The organism is Bdellovibrio sp. HAGR004, from assembly GCF_055397015.1.
The window spans coordinates 3098846-3124093 of record NZ_AP029176.1; the positions used below are offsets into that span (position 1 = coordinate 3098846).

The 25248-nt window shown below is 48.8% G+C and carries 30 protein-coding genes and 1 pseudogene; 22 read left to right on the forward strand and 9 right to left on the reverse strand.

Features of this window, described 5'->3' with window-relative positions; translation table 11 throughout:
- Positions 1-72: 72 nt before the first annotated feature.
- The 17 genes from ACZ5ZV_RS15450 (at position 73) to ACZ5ZV_RS15530 (ending at position 13922) form a co-directional block, all read left to right on the forward strand.
- The gene (locus ACZ5ZV_RS15450) at positions 73-639 is read left to right on the forward strand and encodes a sigma-70 family RNA polymerase sigma factor (RefSeq protein WP_464118086.1); all 567 of its coding nucleotides are present in this window, start codon (positions 73-75) and stop codon (positions 637-639) included.
- 78 nt (positions 640-717) lie between these two features.
- On the forward strand, positions 718-999 hold the full coding sequence (locus ACZ5ZV_RS15455; protein WP_464118087.1) for a hypothetical protein: 282 nt from the start codon (positions 718-720) through the stop codon (positions 997-999).
- Between the two features lie 41 nt (positions 1000-1040).
- Positions 1041-1481, forward strand: coding sequence for a hypothetical protein (locus ACZ5ZV_RS15460; protein WP_464118088.1), 441 nt, complete (start codon positions 1041-1043; stop codon positions 1479-1481).
- A 63-nt stretch (positions 1482-1544) separates the two neighbouring features.
- Positions 1545-1832 carry a TrbC/VirB2 family protein gene (locus ACZ5ZV_RS15465; protein WP_464118089.1) on the forward strand — a complete coding sequence of 96 codons (288 nt, stop codon included), beginning with the start codon at positions 1545-1547 and terminating at the stop codon, positions 1830-1832.
- A gap of 12 nt (positions 1833-1844) precedes the next feature.
- Positions 1845-2171 (forward strand): hypothetical protein, encoded by a 327-nt coding sequence (locus tag ACZ5ZV_RS15470; RefSeq protein ID WP_464118090.1) that lies wholly within the window; start codon positions 1845-1847, stop codon positions 2169-2171.
- Positions 2164-4680: a TraG/VirB4 family ATPase gene (locus tag ACZ5ZV_RS15475; RefSeq protein ID WP_464118091.1), complete on the forward strand. Its 2517-nt coding sequence runs from the start codon at positions 2164-2166 to the stop codon at positions 4678-4680. Before ACZ5ZV_RS15470 ends, ACZ5ZV_RS15475 begins: the two co-directional genes overlap by 8 nt.
- Positions 4677-5381: a hypothetical protein gene (locus ACZ5ZV_RS15480; RefSeq protein WP_464118092.1), complete on the forward strand. Its 705-nt coding sequence runs from the start codon at positions 4677-4679 to the stop codon at positions 5379-5381. Before ACZ5ZV_RS15475 ends, ACZ5ZV_RS15480 begins: the two co-directional genes overlap by 4 nt.
- 3 nt (positions 5382-5384) lie before the next feature.
- On the forward strand, positions 5385-6275 hold the full coding sequence (locus ACZ5ZV_RS15485; protein ID WP_464118093.1) for a hypothetical protein: 891 nt from the start codon (positions 5385-5387) through the stop codon (positions 6273-6275).
- Between the two features lie 14 nt (positions 6276-6289).
- Complete coding sequence (locus tag ACZ5ZV_RS15490; protein WP_464118094.1) at positions 6290-6880, forward strand: hypothetical protein; 591 nt, start codon at positions 6290-6292, stop codon at positions 6878-6880.
- Between the two features lie 142 nt (positions 6881-7022).
- A complete protein-coding gene (locus ACZ5ZV_RS15495) occupies positions 7023-7931 on the forward strand; it encodes a TIR domain-containing protein (protein WP_464118095.1) in 909 nt (302 codons plus the stop codon).
- Positions 7932-7951: 20 nt separating this feature from the next.
- Positions 7952-8629 (forward strand): adenylate/guanylate cyclase domain-containing protein, encoded by a 678-nt coding sequence (locus ACZ5ZV_RS15500; RefSeq protein ID WP_464118096.1) that lies wholly within the window; start codon positions 7952-7954, stop codon positions 8627-8629.
- Between the two features lie 90 nt (positions 8630-8719).
- Positions 8720-9430 carry a TrbG/VirB9 family P-type conjugative transfer protein gene (locus tag ACZ5ZV_RS15505; protein ID WP_464118097.1) on the forward strand — a complete coding sequence of 237 codons (711 nt, stop codon included), beginning with the start codon at positions 8720-8722 and terminating at the stop codon, positions 9428-9430.
- Complete coding sequence (locus ACZ5ZV_RS15510; protein WP_464118098.1) at positions 9421-10404, forward strand: TrbI/VirB10 family protein; 984 nt, start codon at positions 9421-9423, stop codon at positions 10402-10404. The genes ACZ5ZV_RS15505 and ACZ5ZV_RS15510 overlap by 10 nt, the downstream gene beginning before the upstream one ends.
- Entirely contained in the window at positions 10394-12004 is a 1611-nt protein-coding gene (locus ACZ5ZV_RS15515; protein WP_464118099.1) for a type IV secretory system conjugative DNA transfer family protein, read from the forward strand. The genes ACZ5ZV_RS15510 and ACZ5ZV_RS15515 overlap by 11 nt, the downstream gene beginning before the upstream one ends.
- Before the next feature lie 112 nt (positions 12005-12116).
- Positions 12117-12428, forward strand: a complete 312-nt coding sequence (locus ACZ5ZV_RS15520; RefSeq protein WP_464118100.1) for a hypothetical protein — start codon at positions 12117-12119, stop codon at positions 12426-12428.
- Positions 12425-13171 carry a hypothetical protein gene (locus tag ACZ5ZV_RS15525; RefSeq protein ID WP_464118101.1) on the forward strand — a complete coding sequence of 249 codons (747 nt, stop codon included), beginning with the start codon at positions 12425-12427 and terminating at the stop codon, positions 13169-13171. Before ACZ5ZV_RS15520 ends, ACZ5ZV_RS15525 begins: the two co-directional genes overlap by 4 nt.
- A 229-nt stretch (positions 13172-13400) precedes the next feature.
- Positions 13401-13922 (forward strand): hypothetical protein, encoded by a 522-nt coding sequence (locus tag ACZ5ZV_RS15530; RefSeq protein WP_464118102.1) that lies wholly within the window; start codon positions 13401-13403, stop codon positions 13920-13922.
- Here ACZ5ZV_RS15530 and ACZ5ZV_RS15535 read toward each other — a convergent pair whose 3' ends face one another.
- Both ACZ5ZV_RS15535 and ACZ5ZV_RS15540 read right to left on the reverse strand, forming a co-directional pair.
- The gene (locus ACZ5ZV_RS15535) at positions 13923-14423 is read right to left on the reverse strand and encodes a GNAT family N-acetyltransferase (RefSeq protein WP_464118103.1); all 501 of its coding nucleotides are present in this window, start codon (positions 14421-14423) and stop codon (positions 13923-13925) included.
- A 9-nt stretch (positions 14424-14432) separates the two neighbouring features.
- Positions 14433-14738, reverse strand: coding sequence for a type II toxin-antitoxin system TacA family antitoxin (locus tag ACZ5ZV_RS15540; RefSeq protein WP_464118104.1), 306 nt, complete (start codon positions 14736-14738; stop codon positions 14433-14435).
- A gap of 161 nt (positions 14739-14899) precedes the next feature.
- Between ACZ5ZV_RS15540 and ACZ5ZV_RS15545 the strand changes: the two genes are divergently transcribed.
- From ACZ5ZV_RS15545 to ACZ5ZV_RS15560, 4 genes are all read left to right on the forward strand, one after another.
- A complete protein-coding gene (locus ACZ5ZV_RS15545) occupies positions 14900-15127 on the forward strand; it encodes a helix-turn-helix domain-containing protein (RefSeq protein ID WP_464118105.1) in 228 nt (75 codons plus the stop codon).
- A gap of 1 nt (position 15128) precedes the next feature.
- A complete protein-coding gene (locus tag ACZ5ZV_RS15550; protein WP_464118106.1) occupies positions 15129-16226 on the forward strand; it encodes a tyrosine-type recombinase/integrase in 1098 nt (365 codons plus the stop codon).
- 230 nt (positions 16227-16456) lie between these two features.
- Positions 16457-16651, forward strand: a complete 195-nt coding sequence (locus ACZ5ZV_RS15555; RefSeq protein WP_464118107.1) for a hypothetical protein — start codon at positions 16457-16459, stop codon at positions 16649-16651.
- Between the two features lie 232 nt (positions 16652-16883).
- On the forward strand, positions 16884-17624 hold the full coding sequence (locus tag ACZ5ZV_RS15560; protein ID WP_464118108.1) for an endonuclease I family protein: 741 nt from the start codon (positions 16884-16886) through the stop codon (positions 17622-17624).
- A gap of 104 nt (positions 17625-17728) precedes the next feature.
- On the opposite strand, the pseudogene ACZ5ZV_RS15565 reads toward ACZ5ZV_RS15560, so the two are convergent.
- The 5 genes and pseudogenes from ACZ5ZV_RS15565 to ACZ5ZV_RS15585 form a co-directional block, all read right to left on the reverse strand.
- Positions 17729-17860, reverse strand: a pseudogene (locus tag ACZ5ZV_RS15565) (SDR family oxidoreductase); the annotation flags it as partial.
- A gap of 149 nt (positions 17861-18009) precedes the next feature.
- Positions 18010-18345, reverse strand: a complete 336-nt coding sequence (locus tag ACZ5ZV_RS15570; protein WP_464118109.1) for a rhodanese-like domain-containing protein — start codon at positions 18343-18345, stop codon at positions 18010-18012.
- A 53-nt stretch (positions 18346-18398) separates the two neighbouring features.
- The gene (locus ACZ5ZV_RS15575; RefSeq protein ID WP_464118110.1) at positions 18399-18803 is read right to left on the reverse strand and encodes an Hsp20/alpha crystallin family protein; all 405 of its coding nucleotides are present in this window, start codon (positions 18801-18803) and stop codon (positions 18399-18401) included.
- Positions 18804-18992: 189 nt separating this feature from the next.
- Positions 18993-21458 carry a cation-translocating P-type ATPase gene (locus ACZ5ZV_RS15580; protein WP_464118111.1) on the reverse strand — a complete coding sequence of 822 codons (2466 nt, stop codon included), beginning with the start codon at positions 21456-21458 and terminating at the stop codon, positions 18993-18995.
- A 12-nt stretch (positions 21459-21470) separates the two neighbouring features.
- Complete coding sequence (locus ACZ5ZV_RS15585; protein WP_464118112.1) at positions 21471-22229, reverse strand: ATP-binding cassette domain-containing protein; 759 nt, start codon at positions 22227-22229, stop codon at positions 21471-21473.
- 43 nt (positions 22230-22272) lie between these two features.
- Here ACZ5ZV_RS15585 and ACZ5ZV_RS15590 point away from each other — a divergent pair, with 43 nt between their 5' ends.
- A complete protein-coding gene (locus ACZ5ZV_RS15590; protein WP_464118113.1) occupies positions 22273-22830 on the forward strand; it encodes a hypothetical protein in 558 nt (185 codons plus the stop codon).
- Positions 22831-22840: 10 nt separating this feature from the next.
- Here the strand turns inward: ACZ5ZV_RS15590 and ACZ5ZV_RS15595 are convergent, their stop codons facing one another.
- Together ACZ5ZV_RS15595 and ACZ5ZV_RS15600 are read right to left on the reverse strand one after the other, a co-directional pair.
- The gene (locus ACZ5ZV_RS15595) at positions 22841-24616 is read right to left on the reverse strand and encodes a pyridoxal phosphate-dependent decarboxylase family protein (RefSeq protein ID WP_464118114.1); all 1776 of its coding nucleotides are present in this window, start codon (positions 24614-24616) and stop codon (positions 22841-22843) included.
- A gap of 24 nt (positions 24617-24640) precedes the next feature.
- The gene (locus ACZ5ZV_RS15600) at positions 24641-25243 is read right to left on the reverse strand and encodes a hypothetical protein (RefSeq protein WP_464118115.1); all 603 of its coding nucleotides are present in this window, start codon (positions 25241-25243) and stop codon (positions 24641-24643) included.
- Positions 25244-25248 lie beyond the last annotated feature (5 nt).

Consider the following 25248-nt stretch of genomic DNA (forward strand, 5'->3'; position numbering starts at 1 on the left):
GAGCCGTGAAGTTGGCCTTAACCAAATCAGACTTAGGAATCTGATCGGCTGGACTTCTGAAAGGAATCCAAAATGGATTCGATCAATCATATTGCCTCTATTGAGACTCAAACATCCGCTCATGTGGAAAAGCCTTGGCTCAATGAAAAAGGTCACGCTGTCAGTGACCACGATCTCAAAGAAGTATCTAAAAGTTGGGATCAAGAAACGTGGGAGAAATATCTAAATTCTCTCGAAGGGTCTTTGTCTGACCAACAGCTAAAGCCTTACGAATACGATTACCTTGCTGAAAACGCGGAGATTACCTGTTGGGACTTATCCCAATCGAGCGCGGATGATCAGGCAAAAGATTTTGTAGCCGATCTCCTAAAGCTCCTTACGCCTCAACAGCAGAGAATTATCCAGATGAATTTCTGGGAAGGCCGAAGCGAGCGTTTTATCGCCGAGGAGCTACGAGTTTCCAGATCAACGATATATGTGCTTAAGAAACGAATTCTTCGCAAGCTGGCTCGTCAGCTAAAAGGGGTGTCAGCCATTTCGCCATTAGTGAAAGGGGAAGAAAATTCCTCGATCACGAAGGGAGGAACGGATGAAGGGAATCATCATCTGGCTAACCGCCATCTGGCAGAAGCTGGGTAAGAAGGAAGAATATACGTTTGAGGATTGGCAACGCCTAGAGTTTCGAGATCGAAAACCCACCCATACGAGGGGGCACGAATGAAACAAACGATCTTGAAAAAGGCAACCGATCTTCTACCCGAGAGAAGCCCTGAGAAAGAAAAGGATTTGCGACTCCTCTACGAACTTATGCCGACCTTGAGCGATGAAGGCATCTTAGCCATTTACTTCCGATTCTGGGAGCGGCTATTGATCGAAGACATTGCCAAAATTCTCGGCCTTTCGTGGAACGAGACAAACAAACTTATTGAGAACTCCATCAAAGAACTGCGTAACGGGTTTCTGAAGAATCAAATGAGTGCGCGGCTACTGGCCGCGTAAAGAAACGAAAACAAAATTTTAATAAAAGAGAGGTTTTTCCTATGGAAAAGCAAGTGAACACTATTGCCACAAATGGCAACGAATCAAACCAGTATTTCCGCTTTCAGGTCTTTCAAGCGATTAAAGACATCAGTGGAAAATTGAAAAAGACAAAAAGCGTGGGCATGGCCTACCTCAAAGACGGCCAAAATATTTTCAGTCTCAGACTGTGGATGTTTTCGTGGGATCGATACTACATCCTTCCCCACAAAAACGATCCCTCCAAATATCTCGTGATGACCAGAGAGCCGAATAAGAGTCCCAAGGCTCGCACGAAATATTTCTGGAACATCGTCGGCAGTGGCACCGTCGATTCTATCCAAGGCGTTATCGAACTTGAGTTCGATCTTTTGAGCAAGCCTATCTACGTCAACATCCACCCCGAACCTTCGGCCCACGCAAATGATTTGCCGGAGCCTGAATCGTTCGATCAGGCGGCGTAGATTTTCGAGAACCCAACTGCGCGATCATTTGAGCTTTCCTTTGATTTTTCAAAAGGAGCTAAAATGAAAAACGAAAAATATCTGATTCTCTTTGGCCTGATGGTTTTTTCGATGATGCTGATTCCAGACTTCGCACACGCGAGTCTGGAATCAAGCCTCATCGGGATCAAGTCGAAGCTGACAGGAGTGATCCTGCCGCTTCTTTCCGTGATCGGGATTGCGATTGCCGCGATCTCGTTCTTTACCGGAAATCCGAACGCCAAACAGCACATCATCTATGCGGTGCTTGGCTGTATGTTCGGCTTCGGCGCACAGGCCATCGTGGACTTCATCGCCCAAACGGTTCGCTAAGGACGGTGAACAATGGACGATGAACTACTAACGAGCCGAGTCCCGCGAGCGTTGGAGATGAAATCAAAACTTTTCGGATACGAACTATCTGATCTGCTTTTGATCTTTATGAACCTCGCGGTCACGAACCTTGTTTTCGGGGCTACGTCCTTTCGCTATCTCATGGTGTGGGGAACAACGCTTTTCTTGGCGTTGTTCCTCTTCTTTGCGAAGCGCGGAAGGCCCGACAACTTTTTGCAACACCTAATCGAGCACTATGTCCGTCCAGCCTACTTTGCGGCTGGTTGCGGCGACACGCTTTATCGCCGCTACTTCAAAAGGGAAAAGAAAAATGAGTAAGAAACTAAAAGATGCCGCTCTTGCGGAAGAACTGCCGTATTGGGACTTCATTGATGGTCCGAAGGCCCACGCGATCCTCTTTGATGGCTCCCTTGTGGGCGGCCTCAAAGTTGGATTGATTGACGTTGAGTGTTTCGATGAATCCGAAACAAATAGCTTCACGATGGGGCTTCGTTCGGCTCTCAATTCAATCTCCGAAGGAACGAGCTTACAGTTCGTCCTTGGAGTGAGATCGAATTTTTCTGATGTACTGACAGCGCACTCATCTGGGAAGACTGAAAACATCCATCCCCTCGTTCAATCCATCGCGGAATACCGTGAGAAGAAACTGAAGAAGGCTATGGATGATGGTGAACTGTACCGACCGGAACTGTTCATCTATGTGCGCGTGCCGGTGGTAGAAGCTAAAACTGTTAGCATCTTCAAGAAGAAAGACCTGTTTTCGGAAAAGGCGGCAGAAGCCTACGAGGAAACGCTGGAAGTCTTGGGGCAAAACATCGAAACGCTAGTTTCTGGTTTTGAATCCTTGGGCCTTTCTTGCCGCGAGCTAACCCGCGAGGAGATTCTTGGGAATGTCTATGAGTTTTTGAACCCCAAGCGATCCGTTGGTGAACCCGCACCTCTAGTCAAAACCTTCGATGAGAACGACATTGAAAAGGATGTTCTTCTCGAAGTGGATTGGCTGGCTACGCAATCACCACGCGAGCAACTGGTCTTTGGCGATTTGGTCTTGGGGTTTGAGCAAATCACTCTCGATGGCTTTTACCATCGGGTGATTACTCTGAAAACCCTGCCAGAAGTCACCTATGCCGGAATGATTGCGGATTTCTTACGTCTGCCGTTTCACTATGACTTGATTTTGTCGCTCGATGTGCCGCCACAGGCAAGCGAGATGGCGAAGCTGAATCAAAAGCGCAAGATGGCGCACTCGATGGCCGTCACTTCGGGCAACAAAGCCAGTGATCTTGAGAGCGAAACGAAGCTCTCTTCCACCGAGGAGCTGATTCGGGAGCTTTTGAACACGGGCCAGCGTATCTACGCCGTTCAACTGAGCGTCGTGCTGAAGGCTCCGGCAACCCCAGAGGGTGCCAAACGCCTGAACCGTGATGTGCGCGAGGTCTTGGCGCGATTTCGTGCCCTGCAAGGGGCCGAAGGCTTGGAGGAAAGCGTTGGTGCGTGGAAGGTGCTAAAAGGCAATCTTCCCGCAGCTCCGCTCTCTTTGGAACGAGCGCGGAAAATGAAAACCAACAATCTTGCGGATTTCCTTCCGGTCTACGGGCCACGTGAAGGCGACCGTGATCCGGTGGTTCTCTTTCGCAATCGCCTGAACGGTCTTGTGAGCTTCAACGCATTTGATCCAGGCTTGCCGAACTACAATTCGTTAGTCACGGGATCATCAGGTGCGGGTAAGTCATTCTTGAACAACTGTATCCTGCTTCAAGAGCTGGCCCGTGGACTTCGCGTATTCATCATCGACATTGGTGGATCGTATAAGAAGCTCACGGAGTCTCTGGGAGGTCAGTACCTTGAGATCAATCTATCTGACCAATACCGGATCAATCCGTTCGACCTTCCTGATCCAGCGCAGGAACCGAGCAATCAGAAGATCAAGTCTTTGCTCGCTTGCGTGGAAAGCATGGTCAGCGAGGATGAAAAAGCAAAACTTCCGAAGCTCGATCGCGCTCTCTTAGAGCGAGCGATCATCGAGCTTTATAAGAGCCGCAGAGCCAAAGGGGAAGTTCCTACATTGAGCGATCTTGCCCGATATCTGTCCGCGTTCGAAGAAGATTCGATGCGGGCCGTATCGAAGATGCTTTATCTCTGGACGGGAGAACGCCCCTACGGCCGGCTTCTTGACGGAATGGGTAGTCTTCGCACGGATGCTTCGATCTGCACCTTCGATCTGAAAGGGCTATCGGCTTATCCCGATCTGCAAAGCGTGATGATTCTGATTCTGACGGATTTCATTCTCACTCAGGTTGAGGGAGATCGAACAAGTAAGAAGCGGATCATTCTTGATGAGGCGTGGGAACTGCTGAAGTCGAACGCGGCGGCGTCCTTCATGGAGTATTGTGCGAGAACGCTTCGCAAAACGGGTTCGGGCATTACATTTATCACGCAAGGGGTTGAGGAGATCGTGGCAAGCCCTATCGGGCCAGCCATTCTCAACAACACCGCTACGAAGTTCATCATGCTTCAACGTGGGGATTCGGAAATTCTGCGCGAAACGCTGAAACTCAATGATCAGGAACTTGGCCTCATTCACTCTCTTGGGCAGAAGAAAGGTGAGTTTTCCGAAGGTTTTATGATCGAGGGAGATCACCGCCAGGTGGTGCGAATCTACCCAAGCCCATTTGAATACTGGTTATCGACTTCCGATGCCCAGGACAACACGTATCTCGGAACACTTCGAGATTCGGGATTGGATTTGGTTCAAGCGATTGAGAAAGCAGCACTTGTATATCCAAACGGCGTGGCTCAAGCAGCCGTGAAAGGAAGTGCAGCATGAAGAAGCTGAAGAAAATTCTTGTCGTGGGATTTTTGTGTCTCTCCATCACCATTCCGAAACCCGCGAAAGCGGATTTGTTCGGTGGTGATGTGGCGGTACTTATGCAGATTCTCGCAAACGCGATTCAACAACTCGCACAGCTTGAGAAAATCTTATCTACGGGTGGAGACACGTTGGGATTGCTTCGAGACATCAACCGAGGGATCAAGGACGGTCTTACGGTTATGCAGATGATGAATCCGCGATTTAACCCTGGAATCTACGGGAATCTTGAGACAGCCGATCAGGTTCTACGGATCATTGACGATCTGTATGGGAAGATCCCGCAGACGGCAGAAATTCGCTTGCAGCAAGCGCAGGATCAATCCGCATCGGAAAGTATTTCCATGAATGGAACACTCTTTCGATTCGCGGACCAGGCCGACGAGGAAAGTAAAAGGATTTTTGCTCACTCGCAGAACGTAAGCCCTCAAGGGGCCGCGAAACTGACCGCGCAGAGCATGGCGGTTCTGATCGGAGTCACAACGCAAGTTCTTCGTACCAATTCGATGATGCTAAAAGCGATGGGCGAAAACATGGCGCTTCAGAATCGAAAGGAAAAGTTGCAATCGGCGCAATTCCGAGCGCAGTACGACGGCCTATCTGACGGCTTCGGCAAACTTCCGAGAGAAACCAAACTCGGCAACCTCAAGGGAGATTAGCCTATGCCAGACTTTAATTTGATGGGTTCTCTCATGCGCGATCTTCACCAAGAGTTCGTGCGAATGTACTACTTGATGTTGCCCGTATTCTTTTGTCTTTCCATTGCGGTCACATGGCTACGCTCACCAGGAAGCAGCATTGACTTTGTTGATGTACTTAAAAGAGCAATGATTTCGACACTTCTTCTTGCTGCCTTCCCTGAGATCAGTCAGAGCATTGTCTTTGTGGCCGACGGTATTGCAGAAAAGATTGACTCCATGAACACGCTCGATGCCGTGATTCAAATGGCAAAGGAGAAGAGCGAGAGTTATCCAGCAGGAAGCGCGAGTATCCTTCTCGGATTCAATGATCTTCTGATGGCAGTACTCACTTTTTTGAGCTTCCTAATCCTTTTCATTGCCCGCTACCTCATGATTGCCATGTATCACTTCTTTTGGGTGTTCTACATGGTGTCGGCTCCGCTCTTGCTGCTGTTCAATTTATTTCCGGCAACGGGAAACATTACGGCCAATCTCTTTCGAGGAATGATCGAGGTGGCTTGTTGGAAAATTGTCTGGGCGATCTTAGGAGCCATGCTCGCATCACTGGCTTTTGGAGATGCGTATAAGACGGAAGGTGCTTATGTGACCATCGTCGTGATGAATTTTGTCATTGCGATTGCGATGCTCGCAACTCCTCTTTTCGTAAAATCCCTTGGAAGCCAAGGGGCACAAGCCATGTCTTCAGGAATCGGACAGCAAGCTGTGGCAGCAATGGCGGCGGTTCCAACTAAAGGAATGTCGCTCGCTGCAAAAGGAAAAGCTGCTTACTCCGGCGCGAATGGGTATGCCAAAAATAAAATTGCGAATTACCAAGCTGAGAAGAAACGTAAGCGGGATATGTACCGCTACTAAAAAAAAAGGAATTTATGAACGAATCCGTAAAACTAAAACTTAGAAAATTACCGAAAGCTCTTGCCGAACTTTCTCACTCGAATCAATTTTTGAAAATGTCGGCGTTTTCAGCATACCTCATCTGTGGTCTGCTAGTAACGCTTCTCTTCTATCAAGCGATCAAACCCACGGCGGTTTTAACGCTTGCGCCGGATGCTTCTTACTACCAAGAAGCTCCGAAGCCCGACCCTAAAGTTGAGATCGAGCGAGCGTTGCGTGAGTATTTGAAATACCGCTACAACTGGAATCCGAAAACAGTTTCGGCCCAGGTTGGAAAGGCAGGAGACTTTATTCTGTCTTCGACCAAGCGAGCCTTTGACGGCTCCATGCAAAACGTCATTCGCTTTTCCGTGGATAAGATCGTTGCACAACGAGCTTACCCCGTAGAAATCCGTGTGGATTTGAAGAAAAGCGTTGCCGTCATCGAGGGAGATCGAATCACCTCCATTCAAGGGCTGAAAGCTGCTGGAGATTTACGCTTGGAATTGGGTTTTGAGTCCGGCCCACGCACGGAACAAAATCCGTGGGGCGTGTACATTTCCAAAGAGAAAGAGTACCAGCAATAAGCGCCCTGAACTCGTAAACAATTTTAGGCCCTCAGAAAGGCCCATTTCACTGTCGGATGCGCCGCAAAATGCTTCAGAATCATCCTTCGATACTGACTACGGTTTTGGCATTGTGCTATAAATCTCGCTTTGGAGATGCATTATGATCGAACGGTTTCAAGGCGATTCGGGCTTAAGGCTCATGCAAGAAGCTCTACTGGGGCAGTTTATAGTTAATAATGACGGGGATATCGCAAATGATCTCTCTTCAGTTGTTGAACTTAGAGAGTACAAACCCGGTGACGTCTTAATTAAAGAGGGTGCATCCGACAATGATATTTATCTTATTTTCTCTGGCTTGGTCGGAGTCAGAATAAAGGATCGTGAGATCGCCCGAAGAACTGCTGGTCAGCATATTGGCGAAATGGCGCTTATAGATCTGGCGGCAAAGCGCAGCGCAACCGTATCAGCTCTCGATGAAACTGTGGTTGCGGTCGTTACTGAGTCTGATTTCTCTGAACTCGCAACTAAGCATCCAGTATTGTGGAGGCGCCTCGCTCTGACTCTTGGCCAGCGACTTCGAGAACGCAGCAACTTCGTTCGTCAAAAGAATGAGACTCCGAGGATATTTATAGGTTCTTCAGTCGAAGGATTGGACGTAGCCCGTGCGATCCAAACCGGATTAGCTCATGACCCGCTTCTAACCCAGGTTTGGACTGACGATGTTTTTAAGGCTTCTAAGACCTCAATTGAAAATCTCGTAGTTACGGCCGAGAGTTCGGATTTCGGAATACTTGTTCTTGGATCCGACGACAAAATTCAGAGCAGAGATGAAGTTTTTGATGGGCCGAGAGACAATGTGATTTTCGAGCTTGGCTTGCTTATTGGTGCTATTGGCCGTGACCGTGTATTTATAGTCAAAGAACAGAAGTCCAAAATTAAGATTCCAACGGATCTGCTGGGCACAACTCCGCTTCAGTACCAACCAGGGAAACCAGAAGACCTGCAAGTGCGGGTTGCTGCAGTTTGCTCGGATATTCGCCGGACCGCAAATGAGTTTGGCGCAAGGTAAATATGGCCCTAAGTGACGATTTGAAAGCAGAAGTTGCAAAGATTTTTGGTGATCGTTGGACATCAAGAGATGGCACGACAGTTCCAGATCCAGAAGACCTAAAATTGTCAAACGATGCTGTTAAATTGGATGGCGTAGTCCTTTATGCCGATTTAGCTGAGTCGACTTCCCTTGTTGAAACTGAGACAGATGAGTTTGCAGCTGAGATATATAAAACATACCTGCACTGCGCGACTAAGATTATAAGTCGATACGAAGGTGAGATTACTTCCTTCGACGGTGATCGAGTAATGGCTGTCTTTATTGGTGGCTCAAAAAATACGAACGCCGTAAGAAGTGCTCTGGCTATCAATCATGCGGTTACTCAGATTATTAACCCAGCAATTGGCAAGCAGTATCCTTCAAAGTCCTATCGCGTGAAGCATGCGGTTGGAATAGATAGTTCACCCCTGTTTGTCGCTCGAACCGGCATCAGAAATAACAACGATCTTGTATGGGTCGGGAGATCCGCAAACATAGCGGCTAAACTCTGCTCACAACGCGAAGGAAGCTACGCCAGTTGGATCACTAAATCGGTATACGACGTGATGGGAAAGAACGTAAAATTTCATGACCAGACCGACATGTGGGAGCAAGTTTGGTGGTCCGAAAAGTCAATGTACGTCTACCGCTCATCATACTATTGGTCAGTAGACTAATATTGTTCAGACGACTTGAGAATCGGTATTCCAATTTATCGAATCGAAAATCTATCTGAGACATGAAAACCCTCTTTCACGGAGGCTTTTATGTTTTCACGAATTGTTTTTGCAATTCTCATGTTTCTACTGCCGTTAAGCACCTGGGCCAGAGTGCGAACGGTCGAAGTCAAAAAGGATCAGATCGTCACGGTCAGGACGGCACTTGGAGTCGCAACGATTATTCAAGTGCCGGATCGACCTAACAGCCTTGTGGTTGGCAATCAATCTGCGTTCAAAGTTGAGTATCTGGATCAAGCCATCACAATCAAACCGCTTCATGGGAGCGCCCGAAGCAATCTGTATATCTACACCGATTACAGACGCTTCAACGTGCAGCTTGTGAGCGGGCCTGAAATGGCTTCCGATTACGTCGTCTATCTTGAAAACCCACAAGAGAAAATAAAGAGTTCCGCGATTGGCTGGCGCAACTATCGCAATCACCTAAAAAACGATTCCTTGGTTTTTGAAACCAAGAGACTCGCAAATACGGCTGATGGTGTTCTCTTGATCGAGTTTGAAGTTCGCTCCGAGGCCCGCGAGCGTTTCCGTCCCGATTGGTTGTGGCTCACTCAAAGCGGAGTCACGCGACCCATTCATAGTCTTGCTCTTTCGGAGCAAGACTTGGGAGGTGGCCGCTCTATCAAGGGAGTGATGCAGATTCTAAAGAACGACGCATCCATAGCGGAGCCTTTGCGGATCGAACTGAGAAGAAAGAAAATCTCGTATCTCACGATTCCCAAGGGGGTCGCATGGAAGTAGCGGTGAAAGCGTCTTTCATGGAGCGTATTAAAAACTTCGCTTTCAAAGAGAAAGTCTATTTTTTGAAACGAAGGGAGATCAACTGGGCTTCACTGGTTAAGTGCGGTGTCGTGGCACTCGTGATCGGCATTGTGGGAATCTTGATGATTCCTGCACCCAAGGAAACTGTTGGTGAATTTCACGAACAGGCCCCTTTGGGAGAACGCCCTTTAACGGCTTCAAACAGTGATCCCACGGGGGAAGCCGCGAGCCAGATTGGAGTGGGCCAGGGCTATGCGAAATCAACCCCATCAAACTTGAGCCATCTCTATGCGCCGACCTACGGGAGCGGCGGCGGTTCTGCCGCTTCCGGTGACGAGCGTAACAGCTCAATGATTCTTACCCGTGGCGGCTTAGATAGCAAAACCCAACTTCCTCCTGGAAGTCGGATTTCAGTCAGGCTCTATGAGCGAGCCATCGTTGCGAATCAAGGGATGCCCGTCATTGGCGTAGTCACCCGCGATTACATTCACGAGGATTCGTTGGCAATCCCTCAAGGCTCAAAGCTCTTTGGGGATGTAACCTTTGATGATGGTGGGAATCGAGCCAATGTCAGCTGGAAGTCTGTTCAATTCCCTGATGGAAGAGAGCGTGAATTTGCGGCCATAGGTGTTGGTTCAGATGGACAGGTTGGAGTTTCTGGTCGCGTTCATTCTGAAGCCCTGAAGAACACCGTAGGGCAAACTCTTACGCGCTTTATCGGAGCCTATGCGGAAGGCTCCATGCAGCGCGGAGCCTTGGGTGGAAACCCTGGCGGCGACGATAATGGATGGAAAAACGCCATTGCAGAAACAGCGACGGATCGAGCCGAAAGTTGGGCGAACGACCTCAAGAAAGAGAAGCGATGGATTGAGATTTCAAATCAAACGGAATTTTATGCCGTTCTAACGGCAAATTTCGCTTTCCGCGATCCTGGAACTACTTATGGCAGATAAGAAAGAAAGCTCCCAAGTCAGCGATCAAACGCTGCTTTGGGGAGCCGGAATTGTTTTTGGCCTGATGGTCTTGAATAAGGTCTTTAACTTTTTGAACGTCTGGATCAGAGAGCCTCAGAACCAAATCATTCTCCTTGGCCTTTGTGTGTTGCTCTTAACGCCGCTCTTTTACTGGATGCTAAGAAAACGCGAATCCAATTTGAAGAAACAAAATCAAGAGAAAGCGGTCATCGGAAAGTCCGAAGGCTCCGTTTTCTGCGGGGTCACGGATAAGAAAGAAGAAGTTCATATTAAAACCCGCCAGCGAGCGATGCACACTCAAGTGATCGGCACAACCAATGCCGGAAAAACCGAGAGCGTGATCTTGCCCTGGGCGATTCAAGATATTGAGCAAGGGCGTGGCCTGATTCTTATTGATGGAAAATCAGACCGAAGCCTTCTCGATAAACTTTGGGCGTATGCGGTGAAACACAAGCGGCAAAGGGATTTTCGCTTGTTTTCACTAAGTAGCCCAGATGAGTCACACCAGTTCAACGCTCTTCTTGGCGGTAGCCCTGAAGAGGTGGCCGAGCGCGTTTTCAATTCGTTCGAGTTTGAAAATGAGTATTACCGAAGCGTTCAGTTTGAAATCTTCGCTCAAGTGATGAGAATTTTTTCGGAGAGTCAGGAGCTTCCGACCTTCTTAAAGGTTTTTGAAGCCATTTCGACACCGAACAAGTTGAAGGCTCTGGCTGAGAAAACCGGAAACCAAGGTTTGAAGAATTGGGCGAAGCATTACGCGAGCCTGCCGCCGACAGAAACGGCGCAAAGGACAAGTGGCCTCACAGCAGCGCTTAGTCACTTTGCTTTCGGAAAAACCTCGGCTTTGTTCAATACGGATAAGCCAAGCATCGACCTGGATCGTGCCTTGAGGGAAAATCTGATCGTGTACTTCCAGCTTCCCGTGATGCTTTCACCTTTCTTGGGGAAAGCATCTGGGAAGATGATTCTGCAATGCCTTCAAAGTGCGGTAGCGAACCGTCACCGTGGGGAAAACCGGAATCACAAGTTTTACTCGGTCTTTCTCGACGACTTTTCTGAGTATCTTTATCCAGGCTTTGTCACGATCTTGAACAAATCAAGAAGTGCCAATGTCGGGATCGTCTTCGCGCATCAAGCTTTGGGCGACATTAAGACGATGGGCGATGCCATTGCCAATTCGATTTTGACCAATGCGAATCTCAAAGTATTCATGCGCGGCAATGATCCTGAATCGGCAGAATACTTCTCGAAGGTGATCGGAACCGTCAAGAGTATGAAATACACCTCGCGCACGAAGCGAGGAGTTTTCGCCCAAGAGGATACGGGAGATGCGTCAGCCCGTGAGGTGGACGAATTTATCATCCATCCTAACCGATTCAAAAACGAACTTGGTGTCGGCCAAGCCGTGATGGTCATTCCGCATGAGGCCGGAAGTAGAACCATCAACATCAAGTTTCAGAAATTTGACGATCTACCGCCTGAACCATTTTTGAAAATTGAGAAAGCGGCATCAGCCGGACTTGCGGATTTACCTGAGACTGAAACGCCTCAATTTCACGGAGGTAAAAATGCAGCGTAAAATGTATGTAACTTTTTGTACCTTGGCTTTCGCACTCATCCTTAACGGATGCGCGACCCAAGGCAAGAGCGCCGGACTTGGAGGATTAATTGGAGCTACTGGTGGGGCCGCCTTGGGCGGCATCGCCGACCCAGGCAAAAAGGGAGAATATCGAACCCGAAACGTGGTGGTTGGTGCGACGATTGGCGGAATGGCGGGTCTGATTGCTGGCTCTGCTCTCCATGATGAAATCAAAACACGAGAGGTCAAAGCCTACGCGAATGGACGCGCATCGGCTCCTCGTCAAGCAACGGGAGCCATGCCGTCCTTGCGCGAAGCCCAGGTGGAGTCCCGATGGATCGAGGGCCGTGTGGTGGGTAATCGCTATATCGAGGGTCATTTCGAGTACATCATCACGGAACCGACTCGCTGGAATGCGCAGTGAGTGTAAAGCACATTCCACTGAAAGAGATCAGCTTCGCGGCGAAGACGGGATTCTTGAGCAAAGCCCTTTGGCATAAGTTTTTTACCACGCGATCCTATAGCCGGAACTCGCGGATTTGGCATCGCTTCGTCGAGGATGGATATTTCCGTCCTCACGAATCCAAGATGCTGCCGGATGTTCTGATCTTAGGGAATCGCTCTTTGGTAGAGCTTGAGCGGCGCGGGATCGCGGCCGTCACAAAGCCTCATCTCGGTCAATTCGACCACGACGAGAAGGCCGGCAACATCATTTTAAGCCTTGAGCAAGGGAAAGTGTTGGATAGCTTTACGACGGAAGCGGAACTCAAACGCAAGAATTGGCTGTGGACGAAAACCACACAGGATGGAAAAGATGCCAAGTTTCCTGACCTGACTTTGCAGCTTTCCAAGCCCGCAAAGTATCGCACGGTGGCTCTTGAGATCGAGCAATCGAAGAAGACCTTTGATCGGTACATGAAGGTGATGAACAGTTATGCCGTCACTAAGGAAATTGAGATCGTCGTTTTCATTGCAAACCAACAGTACATCTTCAACAGCATTTCTCGCGCGATGAAGGAAGTCAGCTATCCTTCGTGGGAGCGGCCCGTTGGATTTGGAGAGATGGAAGCGTGGCTCAAAAACCCTCTGACGGCACCGATCTACATGAGCCGTGGAGTTGAGTCCATCGAGCAATGGATGCGGGAAAAACGTGAACGCGCTGGCTAAACACTAGCAACACCACTAGCAAATCGTTTGCTAGTTGAGAGCGTTTTCGGGCAAGTGACTATTTGAGTGAAATTCAATTCAAAACAAAGACTTACCCACCGCCTCGCTTTATAAAATCTGCCCCTGATCGCTAGTGACCCCTCCCACCCAACGAGTACATTGGTTGGAAGGGGTCACTAGCTGGTGCAGAAAATAAATCTCGGCGGTGGGTAAGTCTGAAAGGATTTTTATGAATAATTTTAATAATAAGGAGAAGGGAGAAACGGCCTTGGGTGTCATCGAAGGTCGGGAGAACGAAACAAGTGAAGTGGTAAATGAAGAAGCGCCGGTTTTCAATCGTAGGGGCCGTAATGGTGCTGCTCAAACGGCGCTGAGTCTTGATCCGAGGAATAGCAGAGTCAGTCACTCGTCCCAGGGTGAGGTGTTTCGCGTGGTTATCTCGAAGGAATCCAACGAGGCGTTGGAATCGGCCGTAAGCCGATGCGCGGAAGGCTTCGATGCTGGAGAGTTCACCAAGTCCGACATTGCCAACTATATCTTCCAGAACTTGAATAAGTTCTTTTCAGAAGCCGACGTAAAAAATCTTAGGGTCGCGCATTTCGACGAGAAGAAGATGCTCGGCTCCATTCTACGAACGGATGCCGACCTTCCTGAAGATTTGCGAAAAGCGATCCGCGCTCATTACGGTGTCGATGATAAGGAAAAGAAAAGGTCTTCTAAGAAAACTGATTCTTTTCCTTCCGTTGCCTGATTATTGCGGGAATGAAGCCAAAGGTAAAAACAAGGTCATGGGTTCATCGGTTAGTTCGATGAACCCATACTTCTTATAGAAGGCCTTTGCGGGATCATCCTTTGCATCGACCAGAAGCGCGTAAACGCCAACATTAGCCGAGGCAGATTGAACACGCTTCATCGCATCGACTAAAAGGAGCTTTCCTAAGCCTTGCCCCTTGGTTGAATTATCAACCGCCAGTCGGCCCATTCGGGCGACCGGTACGGGATGCTTAGGGAGCTTCTTCTGCAAGGCTTCGGGAAGCGAAGATAAATCCACTTCGCCCATACTGAGACTGTAGAAGCCAAGAACGCGTTTGCCCTTGTCGCCTGATTGAATGGCTACGAAAGTTTTATTGAAATTCGCCGCTTGGTTCTGGCGGGCTTTCGCTTTCAGAAAATCGTTTAACTCAGGCGAGCCACAGTCAAACGGCGCACGATCGAATGACTTGTCTAGGTTGTGAAATTCAAAGTTGCTCACAAAGACAAATTACTTTCTGGATTGCTTCGCGTAGTCCTTGAAAGCCTTTTTGAGTGCTTCGTTCGGAGCTGGAGGATTTGTCAAAGCGGCAAAGAACACATGAGCATCACGTTCAGTTAGGCTTGTGCGCTCGACTTCCGACAGTTCCTTACGAGCGGCGCGAAGAGAGTTTTGCAGCATGAAAGAACTCACCGTAAGCCCCAAATGATCGGCAGCTTTTTCAATGAGAACTTTATCCTGCGGAGCAGTACGGATCATGACGGTGCTTTCCTTCTTCAAGGAAAGCTGCGGCTTTCTTTTTCTTGCGACTGACATTGTAAACCTCTTTCACCGTGCTTAAACGGTTATAGATACACCATATCATAACGTATTGCATTTGTCTATACGACATAAATTCAATGATTCCAATAATTTGAGAGTTTTATCAGGACTTCCATGAGGATTTGCCCTTGCTGGGCAGCCTGTAAAGGAGTAGTATGAACTCCAAGAATGTAGTTCTTGAGCTTCCTAGCTCATCGCTCTTTGAAAATCGAATAGAACGCGAGTGGCTTTCAACAGAAGAAGCAGCTCAATATTTGTCGATCACCGAAAACGCTTTAAGGATCATGGTCTATCGAGGCCAGATTCAGTCGTATAAATTCGGAAGACGACTCAGGTTCAAGTTGAAGGATTGCAAGGCTCTTTTCCTAAAGAAAGGAGCCTGACATGGCAATCAAAACCTATATTGAGAACGGAAAGAAATTCTATGAAATCTACGTCAACGGATTCGACTCCAGAGGGATTCGAGTTCAACGGCGTAAGAAAGGATTAGACACAATTAGAAAAGCGGAGATGGCCGAGTTCGAGCTAAAGCGAGAACTGGCTAAACTCAAAGAAGAGGCAGTGCCTTTTCGCTGGTCTGAGTGGCTTTCCGAGTGCTTGAAGAGAATGAAGCTCGTTCACCGCCCTTCAACTGTCATCAACTACACTGCACAGATGGGCAAATGGATTAACCCTCACTGGGATAATCTCGATTTGCACAAGATCACGAAACAGAAAGTTTACGACACCATTTTCACGGACATAGATTCAAAAATCAGTCCGTGGACACGGAAGACAATTCTGAAAATGGTTCGCCGAATTTTCGAGATGGCCGTTGAAGAAGGCATTTTAGACCGGAATCCCTGCGCGGGAATCCGAGTCAATGTGCCGGAGGTAGATCAGAAGGTTTTAACCAAAACGGAAGTCGGAATCTTCCTGCAAGAAGCAAAACAAACGAATCATCGTTTTTATCCCGTCTGGGCTATGGCCCTTATGACGGGCATGAGATCGGGAGAGTTGTTTGCTCTTAAATGGACAGACATAGACTTCGATGGAAAGACCATCTCTGTTTCTAAACAGTGGACGAGCAAAAATGGGTTTGGCCCCACCAAGACGCAAAGGAGCCGAGTGGTTCCGATTTCCAATGCGCTTTTGAAGTTCCTAAAGGAACTCAAAATCAAGGCTGGGAATCAAAGCGAGTTTGTCTTGCCGCAAATGCCCGAATGGGAGAACGGCGAACAGGCACGGATCACGCGAGAATTTTGCGCCGCAATAGGGATCACGCCCGTCAAGTTTCACGACCTCAGAGCAACCTTTATCACCAACCTATTAGCCCGTGGTGAGTCTCTGGCAAGAGTTATGGCAATCGTAGGCCATAGCCAGATCAAGACCACCAATGGCTATCTTAGGAAGGCTGGTGTGGATGTTCAGGGGGCCACAGAGAAACTTGGCTATGATCTTCCAGATGAGGTTGTAGGAGCCAAAGTCCTGTCTCTTAGATAGAGGCAGGACGGCTCTTGTGAACTCAAAGAACCTTGCTACTTCATGCTACTCGCGGTATTCGATATTAAGTAATTACAGTTACTTAGGTCGCGGAAAATCTCCCCGACCATTTTAGCCTTTTAAAAGTGATCGCAAAGCGATTAGTTTTAAAAGGCTTTTTTCGTTTCAGGGCCACGACGACCCGAGTTCCATCCTCGCGCAACACCAAAATCAAAGTTAAGGAGTTTTTTATGTCTCATTCTTCGGATCCAAAAAATGATGCTTTGTTGGTGGACTCTTCTTCGCAGCTGACTGCGGAGGCTGAATTGCTTGAAGAAAATTTTGAATCCGCTGACACCCTTGAGGATTTCACAAAAGCTCTGATGGAAAGTCTCACTTCAAAACTTCATGCAAATATCGACGAGATTTTTAAACAGAACAAATAGCTCGCTGAAAAACGCACTGACGTTCGGTGCGTTTTCCATCTATCAAAACAATTCTTTTAGTTAGCCTAGCCTGTTTGAAATCTCGATAATCCCCCAGAGGCTGTTTTCAATTCGAACAAACGCTTTGTCAGGATTTCATTTTGATAGTCCGCCGCACCAAGACATCCCGTATTTCATGATTGAAACGCAAAAACCCGCTTGATAATCGTGAAATGTCTACAAGGGGGGAACTGTGGGCCGTTCGTTATTTTTGTCAATTGCGCTAGTTTTAACATCTTTTGCCGCCAAAGCTGACCTTCGCGGTGATCTAAAGAAACAAATCACTTCCGAACACCGCCCAATCTCTTACGATAAAGCACAAGTCGAACTCCTCGGGAACGTCTCGCTGATCCGACTGTCTGACGGCTCTTATGCTATTGACGAAGTGTATTGCTCGACTCCCTATGGCCGAACCCATCTGGGAAGCGGCGTTGGTCCTGGCAAAGAACCTTCCTCAACGATCGTTAACGTTGAGCACACCGTCGCACAATCCTGGTTTAAAGGACGCCATTACTTCAATGTTGGTAAGGCTGACTTGCACCATCTTTATCCTTCTGACTCCAGAGCCAACTCAATGCGCGGCAACTTTGCCTTTGGTGAAGTGAATACGGTTAAAAACACACCAAGATGTTTTGACGAACAAAGACAGGATATTTCCACCGAATCAAAGCTGGGCAGTGGCAGCGGCAGTGAGCTGGTTTTTGAGCCACCCACAAAGCACAAGGGCAATGTGGCTAGAGCCGTATTTTACTTTGCAGTTCGCTATGACTTCCCAATCCCAGCCGCTCTGGAGAAAACTCTTCGCCGCTGGAACAAGCTGGATCCCGTAGATCAGGCAGAACTTGAACGCAATGACGCCATTGAAAGAATTCAAGGAAACCGCAATCCATTCATTGATCATCCGGAGTACGCTGATCAAATCTCTAAATTCTAGTCTTAAAGATTCTTCTTCATTACTAGTTTTAACTTGCAGCTCATCTGCCAAAGAGCTTTGGGACATAGGTTCGACTGACATTGAACCTTACCCTAGCTCTCTTCCTAGTCCAGTTCCTGATGTCCGCCACCGCTGACCGTTAAGACCTGACCACTTATCCACGACGCCGCCGGTGAACATAAAAATAAGGCGGCATTCGCAATATCTTCAACCTCTCCCAATCTTCCCAGTGGGGTGGACGCCGATCAAAGAAGGTTGAATATTATGTTCGCCGCCCTGGAAGAAATGCAGACCATTGTGGGGCATGGGGATGACAAAAAGGAACTTTACGAATACTTGCGCAAGTACGACTATCCCGGAAGCACTTTACGGTAGGACTCCGGGATCAAGGTGAAAGGGCGGGGTTCATCTGAAGGGCTTTTCGGGCCTCTTCGTACCCGCCCAGATTGGTCAGGTTCTTAAAGCCGAGCTCTTTCATGATCGTCACCGCCTGGGTCGCTCGCTTCCCACCTTTGCAATAAACTTTATAGCTGTCTTCACGATTTAGTTTTGAAACCCGGTGACGAAAGCTCTTGTTTAACACATCGATATTGATGGCTCCGGGCAAGTACTCTTGGGAATATTCTTCCGGGGTGCGCACATCAAGCAAAACTTCTTTGGCCGAAGCAAAAGAGGCGTTAAAAGCAACGAGACAAAGAATCACGCCCCAAAATCTTTTCATCTGATCCCCCGGACACGAGGGCCGGACATGCAATCCATATCCGGCCGTTTCAATCAATGAATTGAAATCTGCTTGCTTTTGGACTCTGCCGTTTTAGGAATTGTCACGGACAACACTCCGTTTTCAAATTTAGCATCCACTTTCTTCTCATCGATCGCCTGAGGCAAAGTGAAACTTCTCATGCAGGAACCGTAAGAAATCTCAGAGAAATATCTCTTTTTGCTTTTTTCTTCCTTCTCCGACCTTCTTTCTGCCCGAATGGTAAGTCGATCACCCTCGACCTCCACCTTCACATCTTCTTTTTTTATGCCAGGAAGATCCACCTTCAAAAGGTAATTCTTATCCTCCTCAATAAGCTCGCTGGAGGGCATCAGACTCAACTCTTCACCCAATTCCCCACTTCTCAGCTCCATCAGTTCGTTCAGCAGACGATCAATCCGACTTTGTTGCCGACTCATCTCTCTAAATGGGTTCGCTAAAGATCTTTCGCGCCATAAACTTGGTAGATTCACCATAGTAACTCCTTGGTTAGACAGTAGACTAAAACAAGACACCTGGAGTTCTTTATAGAATTCCTCAGCATTTGCATAGAAACAACCAACCATAAAAAACGACTGACCTGTATCAAATGCGGCCTGTTTGCCAGCTTACAGACGCGACTTTCTTACCCACATTAAACCACTTAAAAGAAGCAGCACCAGCGTGCTGGTCACAACCCAATCCTCCGGTCGCAAAGGAGACAGCCGGAGGAAGCTAAGGGAATCCGAAAAGTGAATAAGCCCCACCGATGAAAGGAATGTTGTGAGCGCCAGAGCGGTGGCAACCTTGGACTTGAAACGAGTGAGATACAAAGCCACTCCGCCACTCCAGAAAGTCAAAAGCGCCATCGCCATTGCGCGAGCCCGCTCGGGATCACCGGACTCTTCCAGAGTATGCGTGAATCCCCATCCCATTGCTCCGGCCAAAAGCACCCCAGCAAGGCAGATGCTTATCATTTGTTGAGAAGAAAAGATCTTTGGATTGTTCGGCTCTTCTGGCGCTGCGGTCGCTGCGGCTTGGAAAGCCAAAAGTGCCGTCGGGTGAATTAATAGTTCCAGCCACACTATATGAACAGGAAGATAGACCAAGGGATACCCAGCCAAAGGTAAAATAGCCGCAGTTAAGACAAGCGGAACATGAAGAAGCAGAAGATATTCAAAACTCATTTTCAGATTTAAAAAAAGCTGTCGGCCTTCCCGAATTGCATTGATGATCGTGCTAAAGTTGTCGTCCGCCAGAATAATTGACGAAACTTCTTTTGCACTTCGCGAACCTCTTTCGCCCATGGCAATTCCGATATCAGCCGCCTTCAAGGCTGGAACATCGTTCACGCCATCCCCTGTAACAGCGACAAGCTCACCCAAACGCTTAAGTGCCATTACGATCCTCAGCTTCTGCATCGGAGTACAACGAGCCACTACATCCACGGTCTTCAAATAGCCCGCATTGTGATTCAGCCACTCCTCCTGAAACTTTTCAGACTCCTCTTCCGCGGAAACGACAACCGGCTCGGTCAAGGTCAGGCCTGCATCCTTAGCGATCGCAGCCGACGTCTCAGGATGGTCCCCGGTAATCATTAACACTCGGATGCCATTGCTGCGGCAGTATGCCATGGCGTCAGCAACCTCCGGGCGCGCCGGATCCTCAAAAGCCAGTAAGCCGCAAAACTCCAGACCCCCCTCCGGTTCGTTTTCAAAGAGCGCAGCAGACCTCTTCTTGGCAACCCCAATGACCTTGTGCCCAGTTCTCGCCCACTGAGAGACTCGCTCCCCCCACAAGGCTCTTTCATTCACAGCAAGGCCGGACATTGCAAGAATCCTCTCAGGGGAGCCCTTTACATGCGCCATAAAATCGCCACCGGATTCCTGAGTCAGCACGGTTTCTCGTTTTCTGTCCTCTGTAAATGGAAAGACTCGCAACCTCAATGGACTGTCCAAGTTCATTTGTTGCGCGACCTGCCTGATGGCAGTATCAACAGGATCCGAATCGGAGCTTGATGCAGCCAACGCCGTCCTTAACAGGGACAAGACATCCCCCTTGTTCGGCTCCCAATGTGTCAAAGTCAAACGGCCATGCGTGATTGTACCCGTCTTATCCGTGCAAATATGAGTTATCCGACCAATATTCTCAACGCTGACAGCTCGCCGAACAAGCGCACGCTTTTTTGCCAGGCGATAGACCCCGACTCCCAGGAAGAATGTAAATACGACAGGAAACTCTTCTGGCATCGCCGCCACTGCCATCGTTGCGGCACTTAACAGAGCATCCAGCCAGCCATGCCCTTGATAGATCCGGACTGCAGCCAGAACTAGACAAAGCAGGACCGACCCCACAACCAGAATCTGTACCAACCGCCCGATCGAAGCCTGCAGCGGTGTGCGCTCATGCGGCATGCGGACCACAGAGCGCACAATTTCACCGTAAGACGTGCTGGAACCGGTGAGCAAGACTCTCAAAGCACCACTGCCTGTCAGTACTCTTGTACCCGCATAACCCAAGGTCTCAGAAGGAACTCGGACCTCTTCCAGAGCAGACATCGCAAAGAGATCCAGAGTGCTTGGCATTTTCTTGACCGGCTGCGACTCTCCCGTCAGAACTGATTCATCCAACTGAATATCCTGGGTCCTTTCAAAAACTCCGTCAGCGGGAACAACCACCCCGTGTACTAATAGCACCAAATCGCCTGGCACCAAATCCCGGGCATCAATCTCAATCTCCCTGGATTCACGATAGACTTGAACACGGCTGGACAACTGCCCCCTCAATGTCGACGTCGAGGCTTGAGTTCTCCAGTGTAAAAAGGCATCCATAAATAAGAGTGGAAAAATAGCAACATACAGAGTTATGCCGTCCGTCGGCTCCCCAACCAAAAAGAAGGCCGAGCCGACCGCTAGCAGAAACCAAATCATTGGATCTTTCAATGTATCAGTCAGGAGATCGATCCAAGGGCTCCCGGAAACTTCGACAATGTTATTGGGTCCGAAGCGCTCCCTTTGCTCTGCCACATCCGCTAGAGTCAAGCCACCATCCCGACGTCGAAGTCCTTTGATGTTTTCGAAAGAGATGGTCTTCATTTTAACTCCGTTTCAATCCCACTTCAAAGGCCCCTCCATTATCCCCTCAACAAACTGATGCACCAGTGGATGCGATGATTGTCGGGCCTGCTCGGGAGTTCCTGCCATGATGACCTGTTTATTGCCAACAAGTACAATCTGATCCGCCATTTTATAAGCACACAAAAGGCTGTGAGTAACCATGATGATAGTCGAACCATGCTCTCGTTTCAGATTCAGGATCAGATCCAGAAGAATATCTGTGTTGATCGGATCCAGTCCGGCAGTGGGATCATCATAGAATATAATTTCAGGATGAAGCGCCAAAGACCGGGCGATCCCCAAGCGTTGCTTCATGCCACCAGACAGCTCATGGGGCATCATATTCTGTGCCTGGGACAGTCCCACATCAGCAAGACATTCACGAACTCGCACTTCAATTTCCTCCTCGGTCATGGAAGTGTGCTCCCGCAAGGGAAATGCCACATTTTCATAGGCGTTCATCGAATCAAAAAGAGCACTTTTTTGAAACTGCATTCCTATTTTACGGGCCAATCGTATTTTCTCTTCGGACTGCAGATCCTGCCAATCTTCTCCCTCGCAGTAGACATGACCATGCTGGGGCTTGTAAATTCCGGCCATGGTCTTTAGCAAGACCGTTTTCCCAGCGCCACTGGGCCCAATAATCACCAGGGTTTCCCCTCGCTCAACCTCCAGAGAAACGTCACTTAATACAACTTCTCCGCCCAAAACAATTGTGACATGATCAAGCTTGATTGCAGGGTGATTCATGGTTTCATTCTATTTTCTCCTCAGGGATACATAAAGAAGGGAAATGGAAATGTGTCATCTGACTTACAGTTACACTTTTACCCCGAGAGCCTATCAGGTGATGGCAGCCTGTGGCTTAGATTTGACTCAAGGACCCGACGACAATGGATTGCTGGTTTGTGATCTGTGGCTCAACTCTCAAACGGGCCTTTTTTGTTCACGCTTTATCGAGATCATCGATGAACGACATCTTCCGCAGCATGAACCTCGCAAAGAATTTCCACTTTGGCCTGACTTTGCGCAAAACCTGCCCCAGCCCGTGCCGAAGCATTCCCCTCATTTTACCCTTGAAGGTTTTTTAGTTGAGGATCAGGTTACTGCAAAAGAACGGATTTCCCGTCTTGACCTACCCGCCTCCGTCTATTTTCGGAATCGGGAAACAGCACTGGAACAGCAACTAAGTTATAAAAAAATATCCCCTTACTGGGCGCTGTTGATCCGCCCCCTGACAACCCACGCCCGGCCCCCTCTATCCAACGACATAAGCGCCATTCGATGGGACGGCCAGGAGGCTCTGTGGCTTCAGCTGGAAACAACATGTTGGGATATCATCATTACTTGAACTAGGGGCCTTAACTCCGGTCGAGCGCTTTCAGGCGTTCTCGCAAAGAACTGACGAAAAGATTTTGAAAATCCACGTTCATCTCTTTGGTCTTAAAGAACGGATTCATAATACAGATTCGAGCCAGAACCAGCTCCTCCGAATCCATTTTCCCCTGCCACGAACTGACAAAACTTTCAAAGTACTTCGCATAACATTTTTTATAGATTTTCGTCTTCGAGATGAAAAAGTCACTTTCTTTGTCAGCAGCGAAAGATTCAAAAAGGCGCAGGGTTCTTTCGTTCACCTCTTGCAAAGAGTCTCCAGGCTTTGCCACACAGAACCCCAGAAGATTGGCATCCCCGCTGGGAGCCACGCGAAGATTCGGAACTTCAGAGTGCAGCCGATCCTCCAGCTCTTTTCGCAGGCGAATGGTGCGTGCGATCAGACGCCCATAGCCTTCCTGGGAAAAACCTACACATTGGGCTGTCATCCAGGTCGCCACCGCTCCGGCTGCGGAACGAGATCCTTCCAAAGTAAATGGTCCTTTGTCTTTGTTGACAGCAAAGTTCACATACGGCGCACCGAAGGATCGTTGGAAGTAGTCCCTTTCATCCGCGGCAATAAAGGCCCCCGAAGAATAAGGCACATACCCCAGCTTGTGAGGATCAATGGTCACCGAAGTCACTCGTCCCATGGCCTCAATCGCCTTTAAACTTTGTGATGACAACACACTGCTGACTTCAGAGTTCTTTCCCCGTAAAGAACACAGGAAGCCACCATAGGCCGCATCCACGTGATGCCATATGTGCCAGCCTTCCACCTGACGATACATATCCAGAAGCTCTTGAATTTCGTGGATGGGGTCGACCATCCCCAGTTCCGTCGTTCCCAGGACGGAAACCACCATCAAGATCGGCCGGTCCTCGCGCTGAGCGCGCTGAATTTGTGCCGTTAAACTTCGCAAATCCAGATGCCCGCGAGAATCCAACTGAACAGGCCAAAGAGCCTCGGCCCCCAGGCCAAAAATATTGGCTGATTTGGTCCAGGAATAATGCTTGTGCTCAGGAATTAAAAGAACCGGACCAAGGAAATCGCGCCCGATTTTTTTGGAAATTGCACGAGCTGCAATAAAGGGATTGCCTTCAAACGGATTCAGCTTTTCCGCAGAAACTTTGACGGCCTCCGAGATCTCTTTATAACTTCGATACCCCATCGAGGCACTGGCAAAAGCGGAACAACAGCCCTGCTCCAGCCCCGCTACCATCCAGCTGTAACAGCGAGTCCGGGCGCGATAGACGGCCTCAAAATTTGCGATGGTTCCCCCGGAAGTGAAGTGACCAACTGCTTTTTCCAGACCCATCATCTGGGACAAGGCCGCAATCGCCTCCTCTTCAATCGAAACACCGACCCAAGAGGATTCACCTGAGATGTTATTCGGATTATGCAACAATGTCAGGATATGACCAAACAATGCCGGCAAAGAGGTCTCGGAAAACATGTGCCCAATGTAGCGTGGGGAAAATTTGGGAATCTCTCGTTCAAAGCGTGATGCCAGTTCTTGCAGGACATCGGCTGTGTGCTGGCGACGTTTGATGTAATCCGCGGACTCCATGTCACTGCGGGAAACCGCCTGACCGTCCCCAGGTCGAAATCTGCGACGCCAGTCAAACCAGGAATTTAAAAGTGTGTTTATCTGTGTGGCAACCCACTGACTGTTTTCTGCCTGTGGCCCCAGAAAAAGCCCCTTTAAGGCGGCTTCCTCGGACAGGCATAACGGCACGATTTCTTCGAGTTGGTGTTTCATAGATGCCCACCTTAGCAAAATCCCTTACTTCTGGAATCCAACGCCCGGGTGGATTATTCGAACACTCAAGACCTTGTCAGCCTCCAGCACAATTCTTCGAATCTTCATTCGCCAGATTTCTTGAAAGGACAGATCTGACAGATCCCCCTTCAGATCAACGGTGGAGGAATCATAAAAGATCTCTACCTTTTTCCCGGTACCCAAATGTGTGAATCGGTATGTGCCCGGAGGAAGATCCGGAACCTGATAAGAAAGAAGTCCCCGACGTACAAAGTTCCCCTGAATGCCACCAAAACCACTTTTTTCCCAGGCTCCGAAAATCATTGAAAACACATTCGATATAGGTCCGGTCGCCCCCCGGTCCACGGAAGAGCCCAGTTCCACGGCCACCTGACCGCGAACTAACACCCCTGTTTCAGGAAAAAGCTCGCGGACCGCACGCTGAGAAATTACAAAGGCCCCGACCATCGAAGGACAGGCATGTCCGGCAAACCGCACCACATCCAAGAGTGAAATTGGAAAAGCGTGCTCCTCTGGATCCGCCTTAAGAAAGTGAGCAAAGGGCTCATGCACCGGAATTTTCAGCTGCTTCATGTCCTCTGCTGTCATCATGATTCTGTCTTCCATATGGC